17 protein-coding genes and 1 pseudogene are annotated in these 19580 nt (G+C 49.5%); 8 read left to right on the top strand and 10 right to left on the bottom strand.

The window, feature by feature from the left end; genetic code table 11:
- Positions 1-8 precede the first annotated feature (8 nt).
- The gene (gene proB, locus LG384_RS04390; RefSeq protein ID WP_225760501.1) at positions 9-1112 is read right to left on the bottom strand and encodes a glutamate 5-kinase; all 1104 of its coding nucleotides are present in this window, start codon (positions 1110-1112) and stop codon (positions 9-11) included.
- Between the two features lie 290 nt (positions 1113-1402).
- Between proB and phoE the strand changes: the two genes are divergently transcribed.
- Positions 1403-2458, top strand: a complete 1056-nt coding sequence (gene phoE / locus LG384_RS04385; protein WP_045440249.1) for a phosphoporin PhoE — start codon at positions 1403-1405, stop codon at positions 2456-2458.
- Between the two features lie 56 nt (positions 2459-2514).
- Here the strand turns inward: phoE and crl are convergent, their stop codons facing one another.
- From crl to gpt, 3 genes are all read right to left on the bottom strand, one after another.
- Positions 2515-2916 carry a sigma factor-binding protein Crl gene (gene crl, locus LG384_RS04380; protein ID WP_045440244.1) on the bottom strand — a complete coding sequence of 134 codons (402 nt, stop codon included), beginning with the start codon at positions 2914-2916 and terminating at the stop codon, positions 2515-2517.
- Between the two features lie 57 nt (positions 2917-2973).
- On the bottom strand, positions 2974-4218 hold the full coding sequence (frsA, locus tag LG384_RS04375) for an esterase FrsA (RefSeq protein WP_045440242.1): 1245 nt from the start codon (positions 4216-4218) through the stop codon (positions 2974-2976).
- A 100-nt stretch (positions 4219-4318) separates the two neighbouring features.
- A complete protein-coding gene (gene gpt / locus LG384_RS04370) occupies positions 4319-4777 on the bottom strand; it encodes a xanthine phosphoribosyltransferase (protein WP_003031380.1) in 459 nt (152 codons plus the stop codon).
- A 261-nt stretch (positions 4778-5038) separates the two neighbouring features.
- Here gpt and pepD point away from each other — a divergent pair, with 261 nt between their 5' ends.
- Positions 5039-6496, top strand: coding sequence for a cytosol nonspecific dipeptidase (pepD, locus tag LG384_RS04365; protein WP_045440238.1), 1458 nt, complete (start codon positions 5039-5041; stop codon positions 6494-6496).
- Positions 6497-6556: 60 nt separating this feature from the next.
- Here pepD and dinB read toward each other — a convergent pair whose 3' ends face one another.
- The 3 genes from dinB to lafU form a co-directional block, all read right to left on the bottom strand.
- Positions 6557-7612 carry a DNA polymerase IV gene (gene dinB, locus LG384_RS04360; RefSeq protein WP_045440234.1) on the bottom strand — a complete coding sequence of 352 codons (1056 nt, stop codon included), beginning with the start codon at positions 7610-7612 and terminating at the stop codon, positions 6557-6559.
- Between the two features lie 78 nt (positions 7613-7690).
- Positions 7691-8338, bottom strand: a complete 648-nt coding sequence (locus LG384_RS04355; protein WP_045440231.1) for a hypothetical protein — start codon at positions 8336-8338, stop codon at positions 7691-7693.
- Between the two features lie 53 nt (positions 8339-8391).
- Positions 8392-9252 carry a putative lateral flagellar export/assembly protein LafU gene (lafU, locus tag LG384_RS04350; RefSeq protein ID WP_225760500.1) on the bottom strand — a complete coding sequence of 287 codons (861 nt, stop codon included), beginning with the start codon at positions 9250-9252 and terminating at the stop codon, positions 8392-8394.
- Here lafU and LG384_RS04345 point away from each other — a divergent pair.
- Positions 9218-10936 (top strand): annotated as a pseudogene (locus LG384_RS04345) (flagellar biosynthesis protein FlhA); the annotation flags it as partial. The gene lafU and the pseudogene LG384_RS04345 overlap by 35 nt on opposite strands.
- A gap of 38 nt (positions 10937-10974) precedes the next feature.
- On the opposite strand, the gene LG384_RS04340 reads toward LG384_RS04345, so the two are convergent.
- A complete protein-coding gene (locus tag LG384_RS04340; protein WP_045440100.1) occupies positions 10975-11736 on the bottom strand; it encodes a C40 family peptidase in 762 nt (253 codons plus the stop codon).
- A 338-nt stretch (positions 11737-12074) separates the two neighbouring features.
- Between LG384_RS04340 and dpaA the strand changes: the two genes are divergently transcribed.
- A complete protein-coding gene (gene dpaA / locus LG384_RS04335; RefSeq protein ID WP_045440098.1) occupies positions 12075-12815 on the top strand; it encodes a peptidoglycan meso-diaminopimelic acid protein amidase in 741 nt (246 codons plus the stop codon).
- On the opposite strand, the gene LG384_RS04330 is transcribed toward dpaA, so the two are convergent.
- Both LG384_RS04330 and lpcA read right to left on the bottom strand, forming a co-directional pair.
- Positions 12786-13553, bottom strand: coding sequence for a class II glutamine amidotransferase (locus tag LG384_RS04330; RefSeq protein ID WP_045440090.1), 768 nt, complete (start codon positions 13551-13553; stop codon positions 12786-12788). The genes dpaA and LG384_RS04330 overlap by 30 nt on opposite strands.
- Before the next feature lie 213 nt (positions 13554-13766).
- Entirely contained in the window at positions 13767-14345 is a 579-nt protein-coding gene (gene lpcA, locus LG384_RS04325) for a D-sedoheptulose 7-phosphate isomerase (protein WP_045440088.1), read from the bottom strand.
- 239 nt (positions 14346-14584) lie between these two features.
- On the opposite strand from lpcA, the gene fadE reads away from it, so the two are divergent.
- The 4 genes from fadE (at position 14585) to LG384_RS04305 (ending at position 19579) form a co-directional block, all read left to right on the top strand.
- Positions 14585-17029: an acyl-CoA dehydrogenase FadE gene (fadE, locus tag LG384_RS04320; protein WP_048222013.1), complete on the top strand. Its 2445-nt coding sequence runs from the start codon at positions 14585-14587 to the stop codon at positions 17027-17029.
- Between the two features lie 109 nt (positions 17030-17138).
- Positions 17139-17906 carry an amidohydrolase gene (locus tag LG384_RS04315; RefSeq protein ID WP_048222014.1) on the top strand — a complete coding sequence of 256 codons (768 nt, stop codon included), beginning with the start codon at positions 17139-17141 and terminating at the stop codon, positions 17904-17906.
- 151 nt (positions 17907-18057) lie between these two features.
- Positions 18058-18468: a Spy/CpxP family protein refolding chaperone gene (locus LG384_RS04310; RefSeq protein WP_225760499.1), complete on the top strand. Its 411-nt coding sequence runs from the start codon at positions 18058-18060 to the stop codon at positions 18466-18468.
- A 286-nt stretch (positions 18469-18754) separates the two neighbouring features.
- Positions 18755-19579, top strand: a complete 825-nt coding sequence (locus LG384_RS04305; protein ID WP_225760498.1) for a PRD domain-containing protein — start codon at positions 18755-18757, stop codon at positions 19577-19579.
- Position 19580 lies beyond the last annotated feature (1 nt).

Below are 19580 nucleotides of genomic sequence, written 5' to 3'. Positions count from 1 at the left end.
CCTGCTCCTTAACGGGTGATCATATCATCGCGATGGACGGCAACCGGGCCGTATTCATAGCCAAGAATCGCGTCAATCTGTTGTGAGTGGTGTCCGGCAATACGGCGTAGCGCGTCGCTGTTATAGCGGGTAACTCCGTGGGCAATATCACGCCCTTCGAGATTGCAGATACGAATCACTTCACCACGAGAAAAGTTACCTGTCACGCTTTTAATACCTTTTGGCAGTAATGAACTGCCACGCTCCAGAATGGCTGAGGTTGCGCCTTCATCGACGGTAATTTCCCCAGCAGGTGGAGCACCAAAAATCCAGCGTTTACGGTTCTCCAGCGGAGAGGCCTGGGCATGAAAACGTGTGCCGACGGAAATACCTTCCATCACATCGCCAATGACGCCAGGCTTGCTGCCCGCGGCAATAATGGTATCGATGCCGGCGCGGCAGGCAACGTCTGCAGCCTGGAGCTTAGTGCCCATGCCGCCCGTTCCCAGACCAGAAACACTGTCCCCGGCAATGGCACGCAGCGCATCATCAATGCCGTGAACATCTTTAATCAGTTCTGCCTGCGGGTTGGTACGTGGGTCAGCAGTAAACAGCCCCTGCTGATCGGTGAGCAGCAGCAGCTTATCGGCCCCGGCCAGAATCGCCGCTAGCGCCGAGAGGTTGTCATTGTCACCGACTTTAATTTCCGTGGTCGCTACAGCGTCATTCTCATTGATGACGGGAACAATGTTGTTATCCAGCAACGCGCGCAACGTATCGCGGGCGTTAAGGAAACGCTCTCTGTCTTCCATATCCGCACGCGTCAGCAGCATCTGCCCGATATGGATACCGTAAATCGAAAACAGCTGTTCCCACAGTTGAATCAATCGGCTCTGCCCTACCGCCGCCAACAACTGTTTAGAAGCAATGGTTGCCGGGAGTTCTGGATAACCAAGATGCTCACGTCCGGCGGCAATAGCGCCCGAGGTAACGATAACAATACGATGCCCTGCGGCATGTAACTGCGCACACTGGCGAACCAGTTCTACGATGTGGGCACGGTTCAGACGGCGCGATCCGCCTGTTAACACACTGGTGCCAAGTTTTACCACCAGCGTCTGGCTGTCACTCATGATTCTCTGCCATTCAAAATTGGGGAAAATGATATCAAACGAACGTTTTAGCAGGACTGGCCCCGGTTGCCAACAACCAGCGCACAAAGCATGAAATTTTATTGCGCAGGATCAGCAAGCGTAGCGGCAGACTTTGACGCATTTATTACAGAAATAAAAAAACATCCTTTTTTAAAAATATTCTTACTTTGTCATAAAACGTTCATTCCCGGACGATAAAAACCATCCTGTTTTTAAACGGGGATCACACCCAGAAAAATTTAAGCGCGTACTTTAAATCAGGAATGAAAATGAAAAAGAGCACTCTGGCATTAGTGGTGATGGGTATTGTTGCATCGGCATCTGTACAGGCAGCAGAAATCTATAACAAGAACGGGAATAAACTGGATTTGTATGGCAAGGTAAAAGCCATGCACTACATGACGGATTATGACAGCAAAGACGGCGATCAGAGCTATATCCGTTTAGGTTTTAAAGGCGAAACGCAAATTAACGATCAACTGACGGGTTATGGTCGTTGGGAAGCAGAGTTCGCGGGCAATAAAGCCGAAAGCGATTCAAACCAGCAAAAAACGCGTCTGGCCTTCGCCGGTCTGAAATTAAAAAATCTCGGTTCCTTTGATTATGGCCGTAACCTGGGCGCGCTGTACGACGTAGAAGCGTGGACGGATATGTTCCCGGAATTCGGTGGCGACTCTTCCGCGCAGACCGATAACTTCATGACCAAGCGCGCCAGCGGCCTGGCGACTTACCGTAACACCGACTTCTTCGGCGTTGTAGATGGTCTGGATCTCACCCTGCAATACCAGGGCAAAAACCAGGACCGCGATGTGAAGAAACAAAACGGTGATGGTTTTGGTACTTCTGTGACCTACGACTTTGGCGGCAGCGATTTCGCTATCAGCGGCGCTTACACCAATTCCGATCGTACGAATCAGCAAAATCTGCAAAGCCGCGGGACAGGTGATAAAGCGGAAGCCTGGGCCACGGGCTTAAAATATGATGCCAACGATATTTATATTGCGACAATGTATTCTGAAACACGCAATATGACACCTATTTCCGGTGGCTTTGCCAACAAAACACAAAACTTCGAAGCGGTTGTCCAGTATCAATTTGACTTTGGTCTACGTCCGTCACTGGGTTATGTGTTGTCGAAAGGCAAAGATATTGAAGGCGTAGGCAATGAAGATCTGGTGAATTATATCGATGTTGGTGCAACATATTATTTCAACAAAAATATGTCGGCATTTGTTGATTATAAAATCAACCAGCTGGATAGCGATAATAAGCTGGCCATCAACAACGATGATATCGTCGCGGTGGGTATGACCTACCAGTTCTGATATAGCATAAAAAATGCCGGATGGGGTTGCGCCGCCATCCGGCATTTTACTGTTCATTATGCCGTTAATTTAACCGGTTCATCCTTAAAATCGTCAGCAGGTTCCAGCGCCAGATTCAGCGACGTTAACAGCCCACGCAATTTTTCATGGAACTCACGCAAGGTGTATTCCAGCCGCTCTACCACTTCAGTCTCTTTAATCGGCACGGCAGTCCAGTTGCCGTCTTTATCAAACAAACCAAACTGGTAGCTGTACGTAAAGCGTTTTTCCTGTGCCTCCAGCTCCATCCACCAGCCCCAGAATTCACGTTTCTCCGGTGCGGGTTTCACGTTGACGCAAACAGCCAGACAATCGAAAAAAAACCGATTATCTTCGCACTGCCCTTCCCGGATGTACGGGCCAAGCGCGGTGAATTTCTTGATCAATCTACTTTTCGGGTGCCCACTCGGTAACGTCATTGCGATCTCCTTAGGTGAAGCAACTGTTTTACCAAATCAATAAAATTTAGCAATCTATTAACACAATCTATGATTGATCCACCCGGTTATTTCTTGCAACGCTTTGTCAAAATTCCGATACACCGGATTGAACGGGATCTCCAGTAGCTTACCGTCAGAAGATGAAGATGCGATTAAGCGAGACTCCTCTTCCGGGCTGAACGGATCGTTTTTCCAGAATCCCGAAAGCATCGGCGTTGGGCAGCGTCTTCCCAGCAGGCCTTGTACTTTTAATGAATAGCGATTTAGCTCAACCCGCAGCGCTTCATCTGAGGCATCGTGCATACCCAGGCGACTGGCCAACACGTCAAGATACATTTCAGGAACAGAAGCCTGACGCTGTGGGTCACTGAGCAGCGCATGAACCACCGGCCCAAGGCAGGCCACCGCTTTCAGGCGCGAAGGTTCAAGATACGCCAGGCGTACTGCCACGTTAGCGCCAAAGCGAAAACCAAACGCAGCTACACGGGTATGATCCACCCACGGAATATTAGGCAGTGCTTTTAAAACATGCTGATGAAGCAGACTGGAATCCTGTGTCAGTTTCCATTTAGATGAGAATCCGACCGAAGGCATGTCCAGCGTCAGCATCGCAATACCACGTGGGGCGAAATAGCGCTCATACAGGGTGTAGTAGTCCGTTTGCATTGAATCCAGACCACCGCACATCAATACGGTCGGGAACGGACCGTCACCTTTTGGCATATGTAAAAATGCCGTGATGGGCGCGCCGCCAGTGACGGCAAACTCCATTTCACGCAGTGTGCCGGGCAAGCGCTGAGCTGCCTCTTCATAGGCGCGATTCGCGAGGGCCTGAGCTTGTTCTGCCAGCTCGTCGCCTTTCAGATGCGGATAAGCAGCAATGTTGTACAGCGTGGATGCGTGCAACCAGTGGCGTCCGCTAATTTGTGGGTCCTGTTCCTGGGCAGCTTTTTGTTGCCAGTCCATCGCCTGCTTTGCCCACTCATATATCCAGTTCCCACCACGGTAACCAATTACCGTGTCGTAGAGCTCTTTATCCGTGCGCTCCGCTTCGCTCATGACGATGCGAGCCTGCACTTCAAGGATTTCACGCGGATCGACACCACGCCAGATCCACATCAGACGGTTAACCATGCGATACCAGTGCGGGATTGTTTTTCCATCCAGAGCAGATTGCACGGACGGCTGCGCACCGTGATTAAAACGACGAACAAGCGTTGACGTTTCAGGGTGTTTGAAGCGGGGTTTAAACAGAACTTCGCTGAGGTTAGCCTGTGACATTCTTGCGGCCTCCATGAATACTCACTAAGGCGCATTGTAACCTGATGGGGCTTAATAAAGAACAACGCCCGGCATGGCCAGGCGTTGAAAGCGTTATTGATTAGCGACCAGAAATTGGCGGGACGAACACCACGCCCATATCCCACGGTTGCTCAATCCAGGTATCCTGAGGGATATCAACTACATAATCATTCACCAGCGGGCGGCCTGCTGGTTTAGCGAAGATGGTGACGAAATGTGCTTTAGGGTACATTTCGCGAATGGCAACGGCGGTACCACCGGTGTCAACGAGGTCATCAATAACGATGAAACCTTCACCGTCACCTTCGGCACGCTTCAGCACTTTCAGTTCGCGCTGGTTATCGTGATCGTAGCTGGAGATACATACGGTATCAACATGACGAATACCCAATTCACGCGCCAGCAATGCGCCCGGCACCAGACCACCACGGCTAACGGCAATGATGCCTTTCCATTGTTCAGAAGGCATCAGGCGGCTCGCCAGTTTACGTGCATGAATTTGCAACATGTCCCAGGTGACGACGTATTTTTCGCTCATGTGAAGTGTCCCAGCCTGTTTATCTACGGCTTAAAAAGTGTTCGAGGGGGAAATAGGTTGCGCGAGATTATAGAGATCTGACGCACTAAAAACCAGTGTTTAGCGGAATCCACGCCTCTTTTTGCATGCTTTATACTACCCGCGAGCAGAGAAAGTGGTATTCTCAATCGCATCTCGCAAGCCTGACTTGTGGTGTTTTTAATTCTGCTAACCCTGTGGCCTGCAAGTCAATTTTGTAGGACATCGCCAAGGAGACTCAACGTGTCTGAACTGTCTCAATTATCTCCACAACCGCTGTGGGATATTTTTGCTAAAATCTGTTCTATTCCTCATCCGTCCTATCATGAAGAGCAGCTCGCTGAACACATTCTGAGCTGGGCCAAAGAGAAAGGTTTTCACGTCGAGCGCGATCAGGTCGGTAATATCCTGATTCGTAAACCCGCTACCGCAGGAATGGAAAACCGCAAGCCGGTCGTTCTGCAGGCGCACCTGGATATGGTGCCGCAGAAAAACAACGACACCGTCCACGACTTCACTAAAGATCCTATCCAGCCTTATATCGACGGCGAATGGGTGAAAGCCCGCGGCACCACTCTGGGTGCAGATAACGGTATCGGTATGGCCTCTGCGCTGGCGGTTCTGGCTGATGACAATGTCGTCCACGGCCCGCTGGAAGTTCTGCTGACCATGACTGAAGAAGCAGGAATGGACGGCGCGTTTGGTCTGCAAGCTAACTGGCTGCAGGCAGACATTCTGATCAACACCGACTCCGAAGAAGAAGGTGAGATCTACATGGGTTGCGCCGGGGGGATCGACTTTACCTCTAACCTGCCGCTATCTCGTGAAGCCATTCCAGCTGGTTTCCAGAGCTTTAAGCTGACGTTAAAAGGTCTGAAGGGTGGTCACTCCGGTGGCGAAATTCACGTTGGCCTCGGTAATGCTAACAAGTTGCTGGTACGTTTCCTGGCAGGCCACGCTGAAGAGCTGGATCTGCGTCTGGTTGATTTCAACGGCGGTACGCTGCGTAACGCGATTCCACGTGAAGCCTTTGCTACCCTCGCCGTTGCCGCAGATAAAGTCGATGCGTTAAAAGCGCTGGTGAACACTTATCAGGACATACTGAAAAACGAACTGGCAGCAAAAGAGAAGAATCTGGCTCTGTTGCTGGATGCTGTTGCCAATGATAAAGCCGCGCTGACTGCTCAGTCTCGCGATACCTTTGTTCGCCTGCTGAACGCCACACCAAACGGTGTGATCCGTAATTCAGATGTGGCGAAAGGCGTTGTGGAAACCTCCCTGAACGTCGGCGTTGTCACTATGACTGACGATAACGTGCAGATTCACTGCCTGGTTCGCTCGCTGATCGACAGCGGTAAAGACTATGTCGTGAGTATGCTGGATTCTCTGGGCAAGCTGGCTGGTGCAAAAACCGAAGCCAAAGGCGCGTATCCTGGCTGGCAACCGGACGCTAACTCCCCAGTGATGCATCTGGTGCGTGAAACCTATCAGCGTCTGTTCAACAAGACGCCGAACATCCAGATTATCCACGCAGGTCTGGAATGCGGTCTGTTCAAGAAACCGTATCCGGATATGGACATGGTGTCCATCGGGCCAACCATCACCGGTCCGCACTCCCCGGATGAACAGGTTCATATTGAAAGCGTCGGCCATTACTGGACGCTGCTGACTGAGCTGTTGAAATCTATTCCGGCGAAATAACTCTCTGTAATACATTGCCGGATGGCGGCGTTAACGCCTCTGTCCGGCAAATAATCCAGGTTAGAGTCCTAACAACAGTTGTCTCTCGAGCTGCGGATCCAGCAGCGTCACGTGTAATCCCACCAGCCGAACTCCCCGCCCTCCCCGACGCTCATCCCAGGTTTTACGCGCGGTTGCAATTAAATCGTCTTTATTTAAGCGCGGCCAGACGTGTTCCTGCGTCGTCTGCTGAAAATCATTAAACTTTAATTTAATGCCCTGGCGAGCGATGAAGAGATCCGGCTTCACTTTCGCCAGACGTCGTTCCAGTTCCGGGTAAAGCCGTTCGATGATCGCCTCGCACTCTGGCCACTCATGAATGTCTTCCGCGAGGGTACGCTCGACGCCAACTGACTTACGCATTCTGTCATTGCTGACATCCCGTTCGTCAATCCCCTGGCTGCGCTCCCACAGCACCCGACCAAATTTACCAAAACGCTTAAGCAATATGGCCAGATCGCATTTTTGTACATCCTCGCAGGTGCGCAACCCCATGGCTTCGAGTTTTGCAGCAGAAACTTTCCCGACGCCAGGAATTTTCCCCAGGGGTAACGTTCTGATGAATTCAGGGACATCCGCAGGGGTTATCACATATTGCCCGTTGGGTTTATTCAAATCTGAGGCGATTTTGGCCAGGAACTTAACCGGTGCAATCCCCGCCGAGGCGGTGAGTTGTAACTCATTAAAAATCGTCTGGCGTATCTCGTGGGCAATCAGCGTGGCGGAGCCGTGACAATGGGTGCTGTCGGTAACATCCAGGTAGGCTTCATCCAGGGAAAGAGGCTCGATGAGTGAGGTGTAGCGCGAAAAGATAGCCTGGATCTGGCTGGAGGCTTCTTTATAAGCCTCATAGCGCCCAGGCAATAAGGTGAGATGCGGACACAATTTTAGCGCCATTCCTGTGGGCATCGCACTGCGTACACCAAATTTCCTCGCCGGGTAATTAGCCGTACTGATGACCCCTCTGCGTTCACGGCTCCCACCGATAGCAATGGGAATATCACGCAGGGCGGGGTTATCGCGCATTTCCACCGCCGCGAAAAAGCAGTCCATATCGACATGTATGATTTTGCGCATAACTCGCCTCCCACAACACTGTTTAAGTATACAGTATTTTTGTATCGTGAGAAGTATGAATCTGCCTTACGCGGGGGATTACGCTGGCTCCGGTTCATTCATGACAAAGCGAGCGTCACACAGGTAACGTACAACGTCTTTCGGCGCATGATCCGCGGGATTGCCCGCCAAACTGACAAACAGCTTATTCACTTTTCTGACATTTGCCCGCAGGATCCTCTCAATGGTCATCTGATGAAATGCCTCATCTTCGATGCAAAAAAGCTCGTAGTCGCCCAACCGTTCGCCACAAATTTCACAATGATTCATCCAGTAGCGAAGCCCGGTTGTTTTACTCTTATCCAGATAGTAATTGCTGGCCTTGATGTTCTTTTTTATCTCATCAGGCAGAGAATTAATATGGAAGAGAAACGTATTGCGCCGCACAGACTGCCAGCCTTTACCATCCTGATTTTGTTTAATAAAGCGGGTAAACATCACTCCATGAATACGCGTTGGCTGGTGGCAGCTCCAACAGTGCATCTTCGATGTAATCACCAGGCAGTAAGGTGCCACGATATTAAAAGCATCAGTATCGTAAGCATAACCACGAAGTGCCTCATTCAGCTGACGAGGTTCGGTGTACCAGATACCGGAAACATTGTCGAAATGCGCCCCCTGACGAGTAACATCAGTACTACTATCGGTCGGAATATCTAAGGGAATTAAATCGGTTACAGCAATCATGCGACTCTCTTGAGAAAAAATGCCCCCACGTTGCGTGGGAGCAGAGAACAGAATTAATGAGGTATAGAAACGGGTTGTTGACTCAAGGAAGTCACCTGCTTTTGCTTATCCAGCTTGTCCACCAGCGGTTGCACCACCTTCTCTCCATGCTGACCAAAATACTGATACAGCGTGTCGGAAGCGCTTTGCGTCAACACCATGATCTCAATGCGGCGGTTACCTGCGCTCTCTGGATTATTCGCATCCAGCAGCATTTGATCCGCCATTGCACTGACCTGCATGACTTTATCCTGAGGCATTCCGGCATCTTCCAGAACACGACGGGCCGACAATGCGCGATCGCCAGAAAGATTCCAGTTGTTATAGATGTTGCTCTTATAACTCATCGCATCCGTATGTCCGGTAATGATGATCCTGTTATCCAGCGAATCAAATACAGGAGCAAGCTCAACCAGCAATGATTTAAAGAACGGCATAATTTTCGCACTGCCGCGTTCAAACATATTCCGGTTCTGGTCATCTTTAATCAGCACCCGCAACCCCTGGGGAACGATCTCCATTTCCAGATTGGTTTCCATATGTGCATTGCGGGCAATAGCATTGATGTTGGTCGCCAGTTCACCGAGTTCACGCGCCGATTTTTGCTTCAGTAATACCGTTTTCTCATTTACATCCAGCGCCTTTTTGGCGTTTTCTTCTGTGACCTTCGCGGTCTCTTGCGGATGTGTGGTTTTATCCAGTTTGTTTGGCGTGACGTTTTTCTTCTGGGCACCCGGCGCAATCGGCTGTTTACCCAGTTTGTTTAACGGTGCCATACCGCCACCATTAAAAATTGACTGACCGTGTAGTGCCGCCACGATATTTTCACGATCGGCCTTACTGACGCTGTTCACAATCAACTTTATTGTGGTCACCAAAGGTGCGGAACGTATCTCCGAAGTTTCGGCTCGCTTTACGCTGGATGCCATGCCCGGTAAGCAGATGGCGATTGATGCCGATCTGAACGCAGGATTAATTAACCAGGCACAAGCGCAAATTCGACGTAAGGACGTGGCGGGAGAAGCCGATTTCTATGGCGCAATGGATGGCGCGTCTAAGTTTGTCCGTGGAGACGCCATCGCCGGGATGATGATTCTGGCCATCAACCTGATAGGCGGCGTCTGTATTGGGATATTTAAATATGACTTAAGTGCCGAAGCGGCATTCCAGCAATACGTACTGATGACCATCGGTGACGGTCTGGTCGCACAAATCCCCTCTCTGCTGCTGTCAACGGCTGCGGCGATTATCGTGACGCGCGTGAGCGACAGTGGCGATATTGCTACTGACGTGCGCAGCCAGTTGCTGGCAAGCCCATCCGTCCTTTATACCGCCACCAGCATTATGTTTGTGCTGGCGATTGTTCCGGGCATGCCCCACTTTCCGTTTCTGGTTTTCAGCGCCCTGCTGGGGTTCACCGCCTGGCGCATGAGCAAACGCCCGAAGGTTGCTGAGACCGAAGAGAAAAATCTCGAAACGCTGACCAAGACCATTGCCGAAACCACCGAGCAACAGGTCAGCTGGGAGACGATTCCTTTAATTGAACCCATTAGCCTGAGTCTGGGGTATAAGCTGGTGTCGCTGGTGGATAAATCAAAAGGGAATCCTCTTACCCAACGAATTCGCGGTGTGCGGCAGGTTATTTCAGACAGTAATGGCGTTTTGCTGCCAGAAATTCGCATCCGTGAAAACTTCAGGCTAAAACCAACGCAATACGCTATTTTCATCAATGGCATTAAAGCTGATGAGGCGGATATTCCATCGGATAAGTTGATGGCGCTGCCCTCCAGCGAAACCTATGGTGAGATCGACGGCATTTTAGGACACGATCCGGCATATGGAATGCCCGTTACCTGGATTGCGGCTGCGCAAAAAGCAAAGGCTTTAAATATGGGGTATCAGGTGATCGATAGCGCCAGCGTTATTGCCACCCATGTGAATAAGGTTATTCGCGGGCATATCCCTGACCTGTTTAACTATGACGATATTACTCAGTTACATAACCGCCTGTCATCGATGGCACCACGCCTGGCAGAAGATCTTAATACGGCGTTGAATTACAGCCAGCTGTTGAAGGTATATCGTACGCTGCTAATCGAAGGGGTATCCTTACGCGATATCGTCACCATTGCCACCGTACTGGTCGCCAGCAGTGCCGTGACGAAGGATCACATTCTGCTGACGGCTGATGTACGTCTGGCGCTGCGTCGCAGCATCACGCACCCGTTTATCCGTAAAGATGAGCTGGCTGTCTATACGCTCAATAATGAACTGGAGAATTTGCTCTCTAATGTGGTCAATCAGGCGCAACAAAGCGGAAAAGTGATGCTCGACAGCGTACCGGTCGATCCGAATATGCTCAATCAGTTCCAGACCAATATGCCGCAGATTAAAGAGCAAATGAAAGCGGCGGGTAAAGAACCCGTGCTGTTAGTCGCCCCACAATTACGCCCTCTGCTCGCCCGCTACGCACGGCTATTTGCGCCAGGCTTACAGGTGCTGTCTTACAACGAAGTCCCGGATGAACTGGAATTAAAAATCATGGGAGCGTTGAGTTAACGATTCCCCAGGCGGTAATGAAAATACCGCCTTTTTTATTACAGGATAGTGTTTTCCGTCAGAATACGGCGGGCGCCGAGATAATGATCCTGCCAGAAAGGATCGGCTAAATTGCTGACCCGAATGGTTTCTCCCGTACGCGGTGATTCAATGAATTGCCCCTGCCCCAAATAAACGCCCATATGATCGGCAATATCCTGGCTGTGAATATGAAAAAACAGCAAATCGCCACGACGGATATCGCGATGAGAGACAATGGTCGCCCGGCGATAGTGATACATTTCATTTGCGGTGCGGGGTAGCTTCGCCGCCAGAATTTTATTGTAGGCATAAAAAATCAACCCACTGCAATCAAACCCCTCATCCGGGCTGGTCCCCCCCCATTGGTAAGGCTTGCCCAGTTGCTGCTCAAGACGATGAATCGCCACCTCAGTGATATTGTGCAAGTGATCACTACTGAGAAAATGGTCGTTCTCTGCCAGTTCCTGCCAGCGATGGTCGCTGGCTTTAAGCGGACCAGGAAACCACTCCGGGTGCTGTTTAATCAGAACACGGTTTTGCTGGCGTAGTGCTCTTTTGCTTTCTGCGTTTCCTTCCACAATGTAACCCGCCTGCTTTTTTAGCTGTGTATGATACTGCTTCAGCAGTCGGGTGCGGTTACGCATACGCAATTGCGCCGCATAGCTTAAGTGCGCGTCGGATAAGGAAGGTTGAACTTTGGCTGCTGAGGATACGGAAAACACGACACACAAAGACAGCAGGCCCGGCAAAAAGCGTCGGGGAGAGGATGCAAAAAACATGAAAAAAAGAATACCTGGTCAAACACGTTCGTCGCAGTCTACTGCTATTGCCGATCGAACCGTTTTAATATTTGATTATTAAATAATTAATATTATTAATTCAATATATTAGCGTTGATGTATTCTGCTTGCTCCACGTATTCCGCGCCCCGACAAAATAGGCCAGTGTCTGACTGCTTCTAATCCCAATTTTCAGTATAAGGTGTAAACGCCTCACGAGAGACTTGCGAAAAACTTTCTTGGTGCTAATGTGAGCGCTCCAAATCCAGATTTTTCTGATTTGGGGACTCTTTTTGCCGTCCTGGCGTGTGTAACCGTTTTATCAAGGAACAAGCAGTATGCGTAAAATCGCATTTTTTCTTGCGATGCTTTTGATGCCGTGCGTCTCATTTGCCGGTTTGCTGAGCAGCAGTAGCCCGACCACGCCAATCAGCAAAGAATATAAGCAGCAATTGATGGGATCTCCTGTCTATATTCAGATCTTCAAAGAAGAACGAACGCTTGATCTGTACGTTAAGATGGGTGAACAGTATCAATTGCTCGACAGTTACAAGATCTGTAACTATTCCGGTGGCTTGGGACCAAAACAGCGTCAGGGTGATTTTAAAAGTCCGGAAGGGTTTTACAGCGTACAGCGCGGTCAGCTCAAGCCGGATAGTCGCTTCTATAAAGCGATTAATATTGGCTTTCCCAACGCCTACGATCGTGCTCATGGTTACGAAGGTAAATACCTGATGATCCATGGTGCCTGCGTTTCCGTCGGCTGTTACGCAATGACCGACAACGGCATTGATGAGATTTTCCAGTTTGTGACCGGTGCTCTGGTGTTCGGGCAGTCCAGCGTTCAGGTTAGCATTTACCCGTTCCGTATGACCGACGCGAATATGCAGCGCCATAAGTTTTCGTATTACAAAGATTTCTGGACGCAGCTAAAACCGGGATACGATTACTTTGAACAAACACGTAAGCCACCGACAGTGTCAGTCGTCGATGGCCGTTACGTTGTCAGCAAGCCGTTGAGTCACGAAGTGGTTCAGCCACAATTGGCGTCAAACTACACGCTCCCCGAGACAAAATAGCGCCCACTCGCCTGGCATGATCTTTTGCCAGGTTTCATTACCCGTCAGCGGCTGAGTGGCGATCACGGTGACCACATCATTAGGTGTGGTCTGCGAGCTAAAATCAATTTCGACATCCTGATCAAGCAGCGTAGCAACACCGAATGGCGCACGTCGGGTAATCCAGTACAAATTGGTCGAGCAGAAGGCCATCACATAGCGCCCGTCAGACAACAGCATGTTGAAGACGCCTTTCTTACGTAGTTCCCCTGCCAGCACCGCAATATATTTAAACACTGCCGCCATGTTACCAGGCGTACGAGGATAACGTTCGACCAGTTTATGTAAGAGCCAGCAAAAGGCTTTCTCGCTGTCGGTTTCACCGACCGGGCGAAAATTCCCCGTTGCCAGTGACTTATAACCACTAAGCTGCCCGTTATGGGCATAGGTCCAGTTGCGGCCCCACAGTTCACGTGTGAAAGGGTGCGTATTTTCCAGCGCGACTTCACCACGATTTGCCTGGCGAATATGGGCAACGACGGAACAGGATTTGATGGGATAGTCTTGTACCAGTTTGGCGATAGGCGAATTAAAACTGGGTTGCGGATCTTTAAACGTACGGCAGCCCTTACCTTCATAAAACGTAATACCCCAGCCATCTTTGTGCGGCCCGGTACCTCCGCCGCGCTGAACCAGCCCGGTGAAGCTAAAGCAGATATCGGTTGGCACATTGGCGCTCATCCCGAGCAGTTCGCACATACATCACCTCCACAAACGCCTTAAAGCGGGAAGGCGTAATTGTTGCAGCCAGTTTGGATTCAAAGTAGCAAATAAAACCGCTTCCTATACCCTAAATAATTCGAGTTGCAGGTAGGCGGCAAGGGAGGAAATCCCCAAGAGCATAGATAACTATGTGACTGGGGTTTCTGAGTGCAGCCAACGCACCTGCAGCTTGAAGTATGACGGGTATAGTTATTTAACCATCTCTTTTTCGATAAGCTGAATCAGGATATGAATCACTTTAATGTGAATTTCCTGAATTCGATCAGCATAACCAAAGTGCGGAACACGAATTTCAATATCTGCGCTACCCGCCATTTTCCCGCCATCTTTCCCGGTCAGGGTAATGACTTTCATGCCCTTCTCGCGAGCAGCGGTAATCGCTTTAATCACGTTTCCAGAGTTACCTGAGGTCGAAATACCTAACAGGACATCACCCTCACGCCCCACCGCTTCGACATAGCGAGAGAAAATATAATCGTAACCGAAATCGTTGCCGACGCAGGAGATATGGCTGACGTCAGAGATAGCAATAGCCGGGTAGCCGGGACGGTTTTCGCGATAGCGCCCGGTTAGCTCTTCGGCAAAGTGCATTGCATCACAATGGGAGCCGCCGTTACCGCAGGAAAGTACCTTGCCACCCGCTTTAAAACTGTCTGCCAACAGGACCGCCGCGCGCTGAATGGCGTGAATATTGGCGTCATCTTTAAGAAAATTAGCCAGCGTTTCCGCCGCTTCGCTCAGTTCGTTACGAATAAGATCCTGGTACATGAGGATATCCTTCAGCATGAATGTAAATGACAAGATGCAGTGTACCGGATAGCGCTACGAGCGAGAAGTACAAGCCACAGGAATGCCCATGGCTTTTGATTTTTTGTGCCGGCCAAAACAGCAACAATGTGAACCCTGTTGTAATTATTTTGTAAAATTATTGCTAAAAGAATTCACATACACTACAACCATATCATCACAAGTGGTCAGACCTCCTACAAGCAAGGGAGCTTTTCGTTATGATGATTTTGAGTATTATCGCTACGGTTGTTCTGCTCAGCGTACTGTTTTATCACCGCGTGAGCTTATTCCTCAGCAGCTTAATTTTGCTCGCCTGGACGGCGGCCCTTGGCGTCGCTGGCCTGTGGTCGGTCTGGCTGCTGGTTCCTCTGGCCATTATTCTCGTACCGTTTAACTTTACGCCGATGCGCAAATCGATGATCTCCGCACCGGTATTCCGCGGTTTTCGTAAAGTCATGCCGCCGATGTCACGTACTGAGAAAGAGGCAATTGATGCCGGTACCACCTGGTGGGAAGGAGATCTGTTCCAGGGTAAACCTGACTGGAAAAAATTGCACAGCTACCCTCAGCCACACCTGACGGCAGAAGAACAGGCTTTTATTGATGGTCCGGTAGAAGAAGCATGCCGTATGGCAAACGACTTCCAGATCACCCATGAATTAGCCGATCTGCCGCCGGAATTATGGGCTTACCTGAAAGAACACCGCTTCTTCGCGATGATCATTAAGAAAGAGTACGGCGGACTGGAATTCTCCGCATATGCTCAGGCCCGCGTTCTGCAGAAACTTTCCGGTGTTTCCGGGATCCTGGCGATCACTGTCGGCGTGCCTAACTCCTTAGGCCCTGGTGAACTGCTGCAACATTACGGCACCGAAGAGCAGAAAAACCATTATTTGCCACGCCTGGCGCGTGGGCAGGAAATTCCTTGCTTTGCACTGACCAGCCCGGAAGCCGGTTCCGATGCAGGTGCAATTCCTGATACCGGTGTAGTTTGCATGGGTGAATGGCAAGGTCAGCAGGTATTAGGTATGCGCCTGACCTGGAACAAACGCTATATCACTCTGGCCCCTATCGCTACCGTGCTGGGTCTGGCGTTTAAACTCTCTGACCCAGAAAAACTGCTGGGTGGTGAAGAGGACCTGGGTATTACCTGCGCACTGATCCCAACGTCTACGCCTGGGGTGGAAATTGGTCGTCGCCACTTCCCGTTGAACGTCCCGTTCCAGAACGGTCCGACGCTGGGTAAAGATGTTTTTGTACCGATTGATTACATTATCGGTGGACCGAAAATGGCCGGTCAGGGCTGGCGTATGCTGGTGGAATGCCTGTCTGTCGGTCGCGGTATTACTCTGCCGTCTAACTCTACAGGTGGCGTCAAATCTGTTGCGATGGCAACGGGTGCTTACGCCCATATTCGTCGCCAGTTCAAAATCTCTATCGGCAAGATGGAAGGTATTGAAGAGCCACTGGCACGTATTGCGGGTAACGCCTATGTGATGGACGCTGCTGCGTCGCTGATTACCTACGGCATTATGCTCGGCGAAAAACCGGCGGTGCTGTCAGCTATCGTGAAATATCACTGTACCCACCGCGGACAGCAGTCAATCATCGATGCGATGGATATTACTGGCGGTAAAGGCATTATGCTTGGGGAAAGCAACTTCCTGGCGCGTGCTTATCAGGGCGCACCTATCGCCATCACCGTTGAAGGCGCGAACATTCTGACCCGTAGCATGATGATCTTCGGCCAGGGCGCAATTCGCTGCCATCCTTATGTCCTGGAAGAGATGGCTGCCGCACAAAGCAACGACGTCAATGCGTTCGACAAGCTGCTGTTCAAACACATTGGTCATGTTGGCAGTAATAAAGTGCGCAGTTTCTGGCTTGGCCTGACTCGCGGGTTAACCAGCAGCACGCCGACTGGCGATGCCACTAAACGTTACTATCAGCACCTGAACCGTCTGAGCGCGAACCTGGCCTTACTCTCAGACGTATCCATGGCCGTACTGGGCGGTAGTCTGAAACGTCGCGAACGTATCTCAGCCCGACTGGGCGATGTATTAAGTCAGCTGTACCTGGCCTCTGCCGTGCTGAAGCGTTATGACGATGAAGGCCGTAACGAAGCAGACCTGCCGCTGGTTCACTGGGGCGTACAGGATGCATTGTATAAGGCTGAACAGGCGATGGATGACCTGCTGAAAAACTTCCCGAACCGCCTGGTTGCCGGGTTGCTGAATGTGGTTATTTTCCCTACCGGGCGCCACTATCATGCACCGTCTGACAAGCTGGACCATAAAGTTGCGAAGATTTTGCAGATTCCAAGCGCCACGCGTTCTCGTCTTGGTCGCGGTCAGTACCTGACGCCAAGCGAGCACAACCCGGTTGGTTTACTGGAAGAAGCTTTGCTGGACGTGATTGCCGCCGATCCTATCCACCAGCGTATCTGTAAAGAGTTAGGTAAAAACCTGCCATTTACTCGTCTGGATGAACTGGCACGCAATGCGCTGGCAAAAGGTTTGATTGATAAAGACGAAGCTGCGATTCTGGTGAAAGCCGAAGAGAGCCGTCTGCGCAGTATCAACGTTGATGATTTTGAACCTGAAGCGCTGGCGACTCAGCCGGTAAAGCTGCCAGAGAAAGTGCGTAAAGTCGAAGCAGCATAACGCAAATGCTCGACTGCTAGCCCCGCTTATGGCGGGGCTTTTTATTGCCACATTTTTGTTAAAGCTCATGCTACAGTGTCAAAATAATGTTCAACGAGGAGCCTCGATCGTGCCTGGTTTGAAAATAACTCTGCTGCAACAACCACTGATCTGGATGGATGGCCCCGCTAATCTGCGCCATTTCGACAGACAACTGGAAACCGTCAACGGACGTGACGTCATTGTGTTACCTGAGATGTTTACCAGTGGATTTGCAATGGATGCAGCAACCAAATCGCTTTCGCAGGAAGAGGTTGTCAACTGGATGCATACCAAAGCGCAGCAGGCAAATGCCCTGATAGCAGGCAGCGTTGCGTTACAGTCAGAACGTGGTCCGGTAAATCGCTTTTTACTGGTTGAACCTGAGGGTCGAGTTCATCTCTATGATAAACGCCATCTGTTTCGCATGGCGGATGAACATCAGTATTATCAGGCAGGCGAAGAGCGCGTTATCTTTGAATGGCGTGGCTGGCGTATTCTGCCATTGATCTGTTATGACCTGCGTTTTCCGGTATGGTCACGTAATCGCAATGATTACGACCTGGCGTTATATGTCGCAAACTGGCCAGCACCACGCTCAGTGCACTGGCAGGCGCTGCTTACCGCTCGAGCGATTGAAAATCAGGCTTATGTAGCAGGATGTAACCGCGTAGGCACTGACGGTAATGGTCATCATTATCGCGGCGACAGTCGGGTTATTAATCCGCAGGGTGAAATCATTGCGACCGCCGAGCCACATCAGGCAACGCGGATTGACGCAGAATTATCGCTCGCTATGCTGCGGGAGTATCGTGAGAAGTTTCCAGCCTGGCTGGATGCCGACGCATTCACGCTGTAGATATCGCCTTCTCCTGCTACGGCGCAAATTTTCCGTAGCGGGATTGTTTCACTCCGTAACCAACCGCAAAACAAATTCGCGTGGCGACATGCCTCAAGCAACGTATTCTGAAAATGACAATCACACGTAAATTCTTTTTCAGGATATCAAAATGAAAAAATTCGTACGCATGACTTTGCTGGCTGCTACCCTGGCTGGTGCCTCTTTTAGCACGCTCGCAGCAAAAGTATCCAACGTTCCGGTTCCAGCCCAGGATCCAGTAGTACAACATCTTAAACTGACCAACGACCAGGTCGTACAGATTAAAAAGCTGCACCAGCAGCTTGAAACCAATGTCAGCCAGATTTCAGTGAAGGATGTTAAAGACGGTGCGCTGATTGACGTCATCAAGTCCGGAAAATGGGATGATGCCGCAGTCAGGAAACAACTTTCCGCGTTCAGCAACATCGAACAACAGGCGCGTTATTATCGGGTGAAGTACTACTTTGACCTGAGCAAAGTGCTGACTCCGGAACAACGCCAGCAGGTTCAAAAAGATATCGCGCAAACACTGAGCGAATGACGTTTACACGCTGTCGAAGAACGGCGGGCAACATCACACATAGAAAAACAATATACATATAAGGTATACATTCACTAAACAAACCATTTGATTGCTGTATGTGAGGTTTGCACTTCAGATTTGGTATGTTAATCCTAAAACAGGACGTACATCTCATTTATTTAAGATAGTTCTGTGTAGGGTATACGCATTAGTGAATAATCTTGTAACTGTTAAATCAGGCAAGACAACGTTTGAAGTAATTATTACTTCTTACTTGTCTTGCCTTTTTTTTTGGAGCCATGAAATGATCATCGAAAAAGTCATGAATAACAATTGTGTGCTGGCATCGATGAGTGGTCAGGAAGTCATCATTTCTGGTCCTGGCGTCGGTTACAATAAAAAGAATGGTATGCCGGTTCCGCCTCATCCATCTAACCGATTCTTTTATGTCAGAAATGAAGAGAAAGGTAAACTATACAAACTCATAGAGCGAGTAGATATTGATTATGTTTTTGTCTCTGAAAATATAGTTCGCTATGCGGAAATGAATCTTGACAAAAAATTAAACCCATCACTTTTGCTGATTCTTGCAGATCATATTTCCAATGCAATCTCACGGTGCGCATCAGGCATCCAAATAAGCAATATATTTCTTGACGAAATAAAAGCATTATACAAATCGGAGTATGCTATCAGTCGCGATGCTTTATCTATTATTAATGAGTATTTTAAGATCCAGCTTCCGGATGATGAGATTGGCTTCATTGCCCTGCATATTTTAAATAATTATGAAAACACCTCCGACTATGAGTCCTTCAGAATTATAGAATTCTCGCAACGAATCACAGACATTATCGAAAAAGTTTACGAGAAAAGAGTAGATCGGAATGCATTCAATTACTCACGTTTCATGACCCATTTGAAATATTTTTCTTGTAGAGTGCTATGCAACGAAAAGATAAAAAATAAAGATATTGGTGATATTTATGAATATTTCCTGGAAAAAGATTTAATTTTACAATGTTCCATTATTGAAATTGAAAAATATTTAAAATCCGAATTTAACTATAGACTAGCAATGGAAGAGAAATTATATCTTTCAATTCGCATTAAAGTATTGATGGACTGAT

Source organism: Citrobacter sp. Marseille-Q3906, from assembly GCF_916618775.1.
Lineage (GTDB): Bacteria > Pseudomonadota > Gammaproteobacteria > Enterobacterales > Enterobacteriaceae > Citrobacter > Citrobacter murliniae.
The sequence above is the reverse complement of the archived record's forward strand: the minus strand, read 5'-3'. Positions and strand labels throughout refer to the sequence as shown.

Excerpts from the sequence above, each read along its gene's own strand:
- LG384_RS04355 (WP_045440231.1), bottom strand. The coding sequence starts at position 8,338 with ATGATTGCTGTAACCGATTTAATTCCCTTAGATATTCCGACCGATAGT.
- proB (WP_225760501.1), bottom strand. The coding sequence starts at position 1,112 with ATGAGTGACAGCCAGACGCTGGTGGTAAAACTTGGCACCAGTGTGTTA.
- phoE (WP_045440249.1), top strand. The coding sequence starts at position 1,403 with ATGAAAAAGAGCACTCTGGCATTAGTGGTGATGGGTATTGTTGCATCG.
- crl (WP_045440244.1), bottom strand. The coding sequence starts at position 2,916 with ATGACGTTACCGAGTGGGCACCCGAAAAGTAGATTGATCAAGAAATTC.
- gpt (WP_003031380.1), bottom strand. The coding sequence starts at position 4,777 with ATGAGCGAAAAATACGTCGTCACCTGGGACATGTTGCAAATTCATGCA.
- LG384_RS04340 (WP_045440100.1), bottom strand. The coding sequence starts at position 11,736 with ATGTTTTTTGCATCCTCTCCCCGACGCTTTTTGCCGGGCCTGCTGTCT.
- lpcA (WP_045440088.1), bottom strand. The coding sequence starts at position 14,345 with ATGTACCAGGATCTTATTCGTAACGAACTGAGCGAAGCGGCGGAAACG.
- LG384_RS04330 (WP_045440090.1), bottom strand. The coding sequence starts at position 13,553 with ATGTGCGAACTGCTCGGGATGAGCGCCAATGTGCCAACCGATATCTGC.
- frsA (WP_045440242.1), bottom strand. The coding sequence starts at position 4,218 with ATGTCACAGGCTAACCTCAGCGAAGTTCTGTTTAAACCCCGCTTCAAA.
- dpaA (WP_045440098.1), top strand. The coding sequence starts at position 12,075 with ATGCGTAAAATCGCATTTTTTCTTGCGATGCTTTTGATGCCGTGCGTC.
- LG384_RS04310 (WP_225760499.1), top strand. The coding sequence starts at position 18,058 with ATGAAAAAATTCGTACGCATGACTTTGCTGGCTGCTACCCTGGCTGGT.
- fadE (WP_048222013.1), top strand. The coding sequence starts at position 14,585 with ATGATGATTTTGAGTATTATCGCTACGGTTGTTCTGCTCAGCGTACTG.
- dinB (WP_045440234.1), bottom strand. The coding sequence starts at position 7,612 with ATGCGCAAAATCATACATGTCGATATGGACTGCTTTTTCGCGGCGGTG.
- LG384_RS04305 (WP_225760498.1), top strand. The coding sequence starts at position 18,755 with ATGATCATCGAAAAAGTCATGAATAACAATTGTGTGCTGGCATCGATG.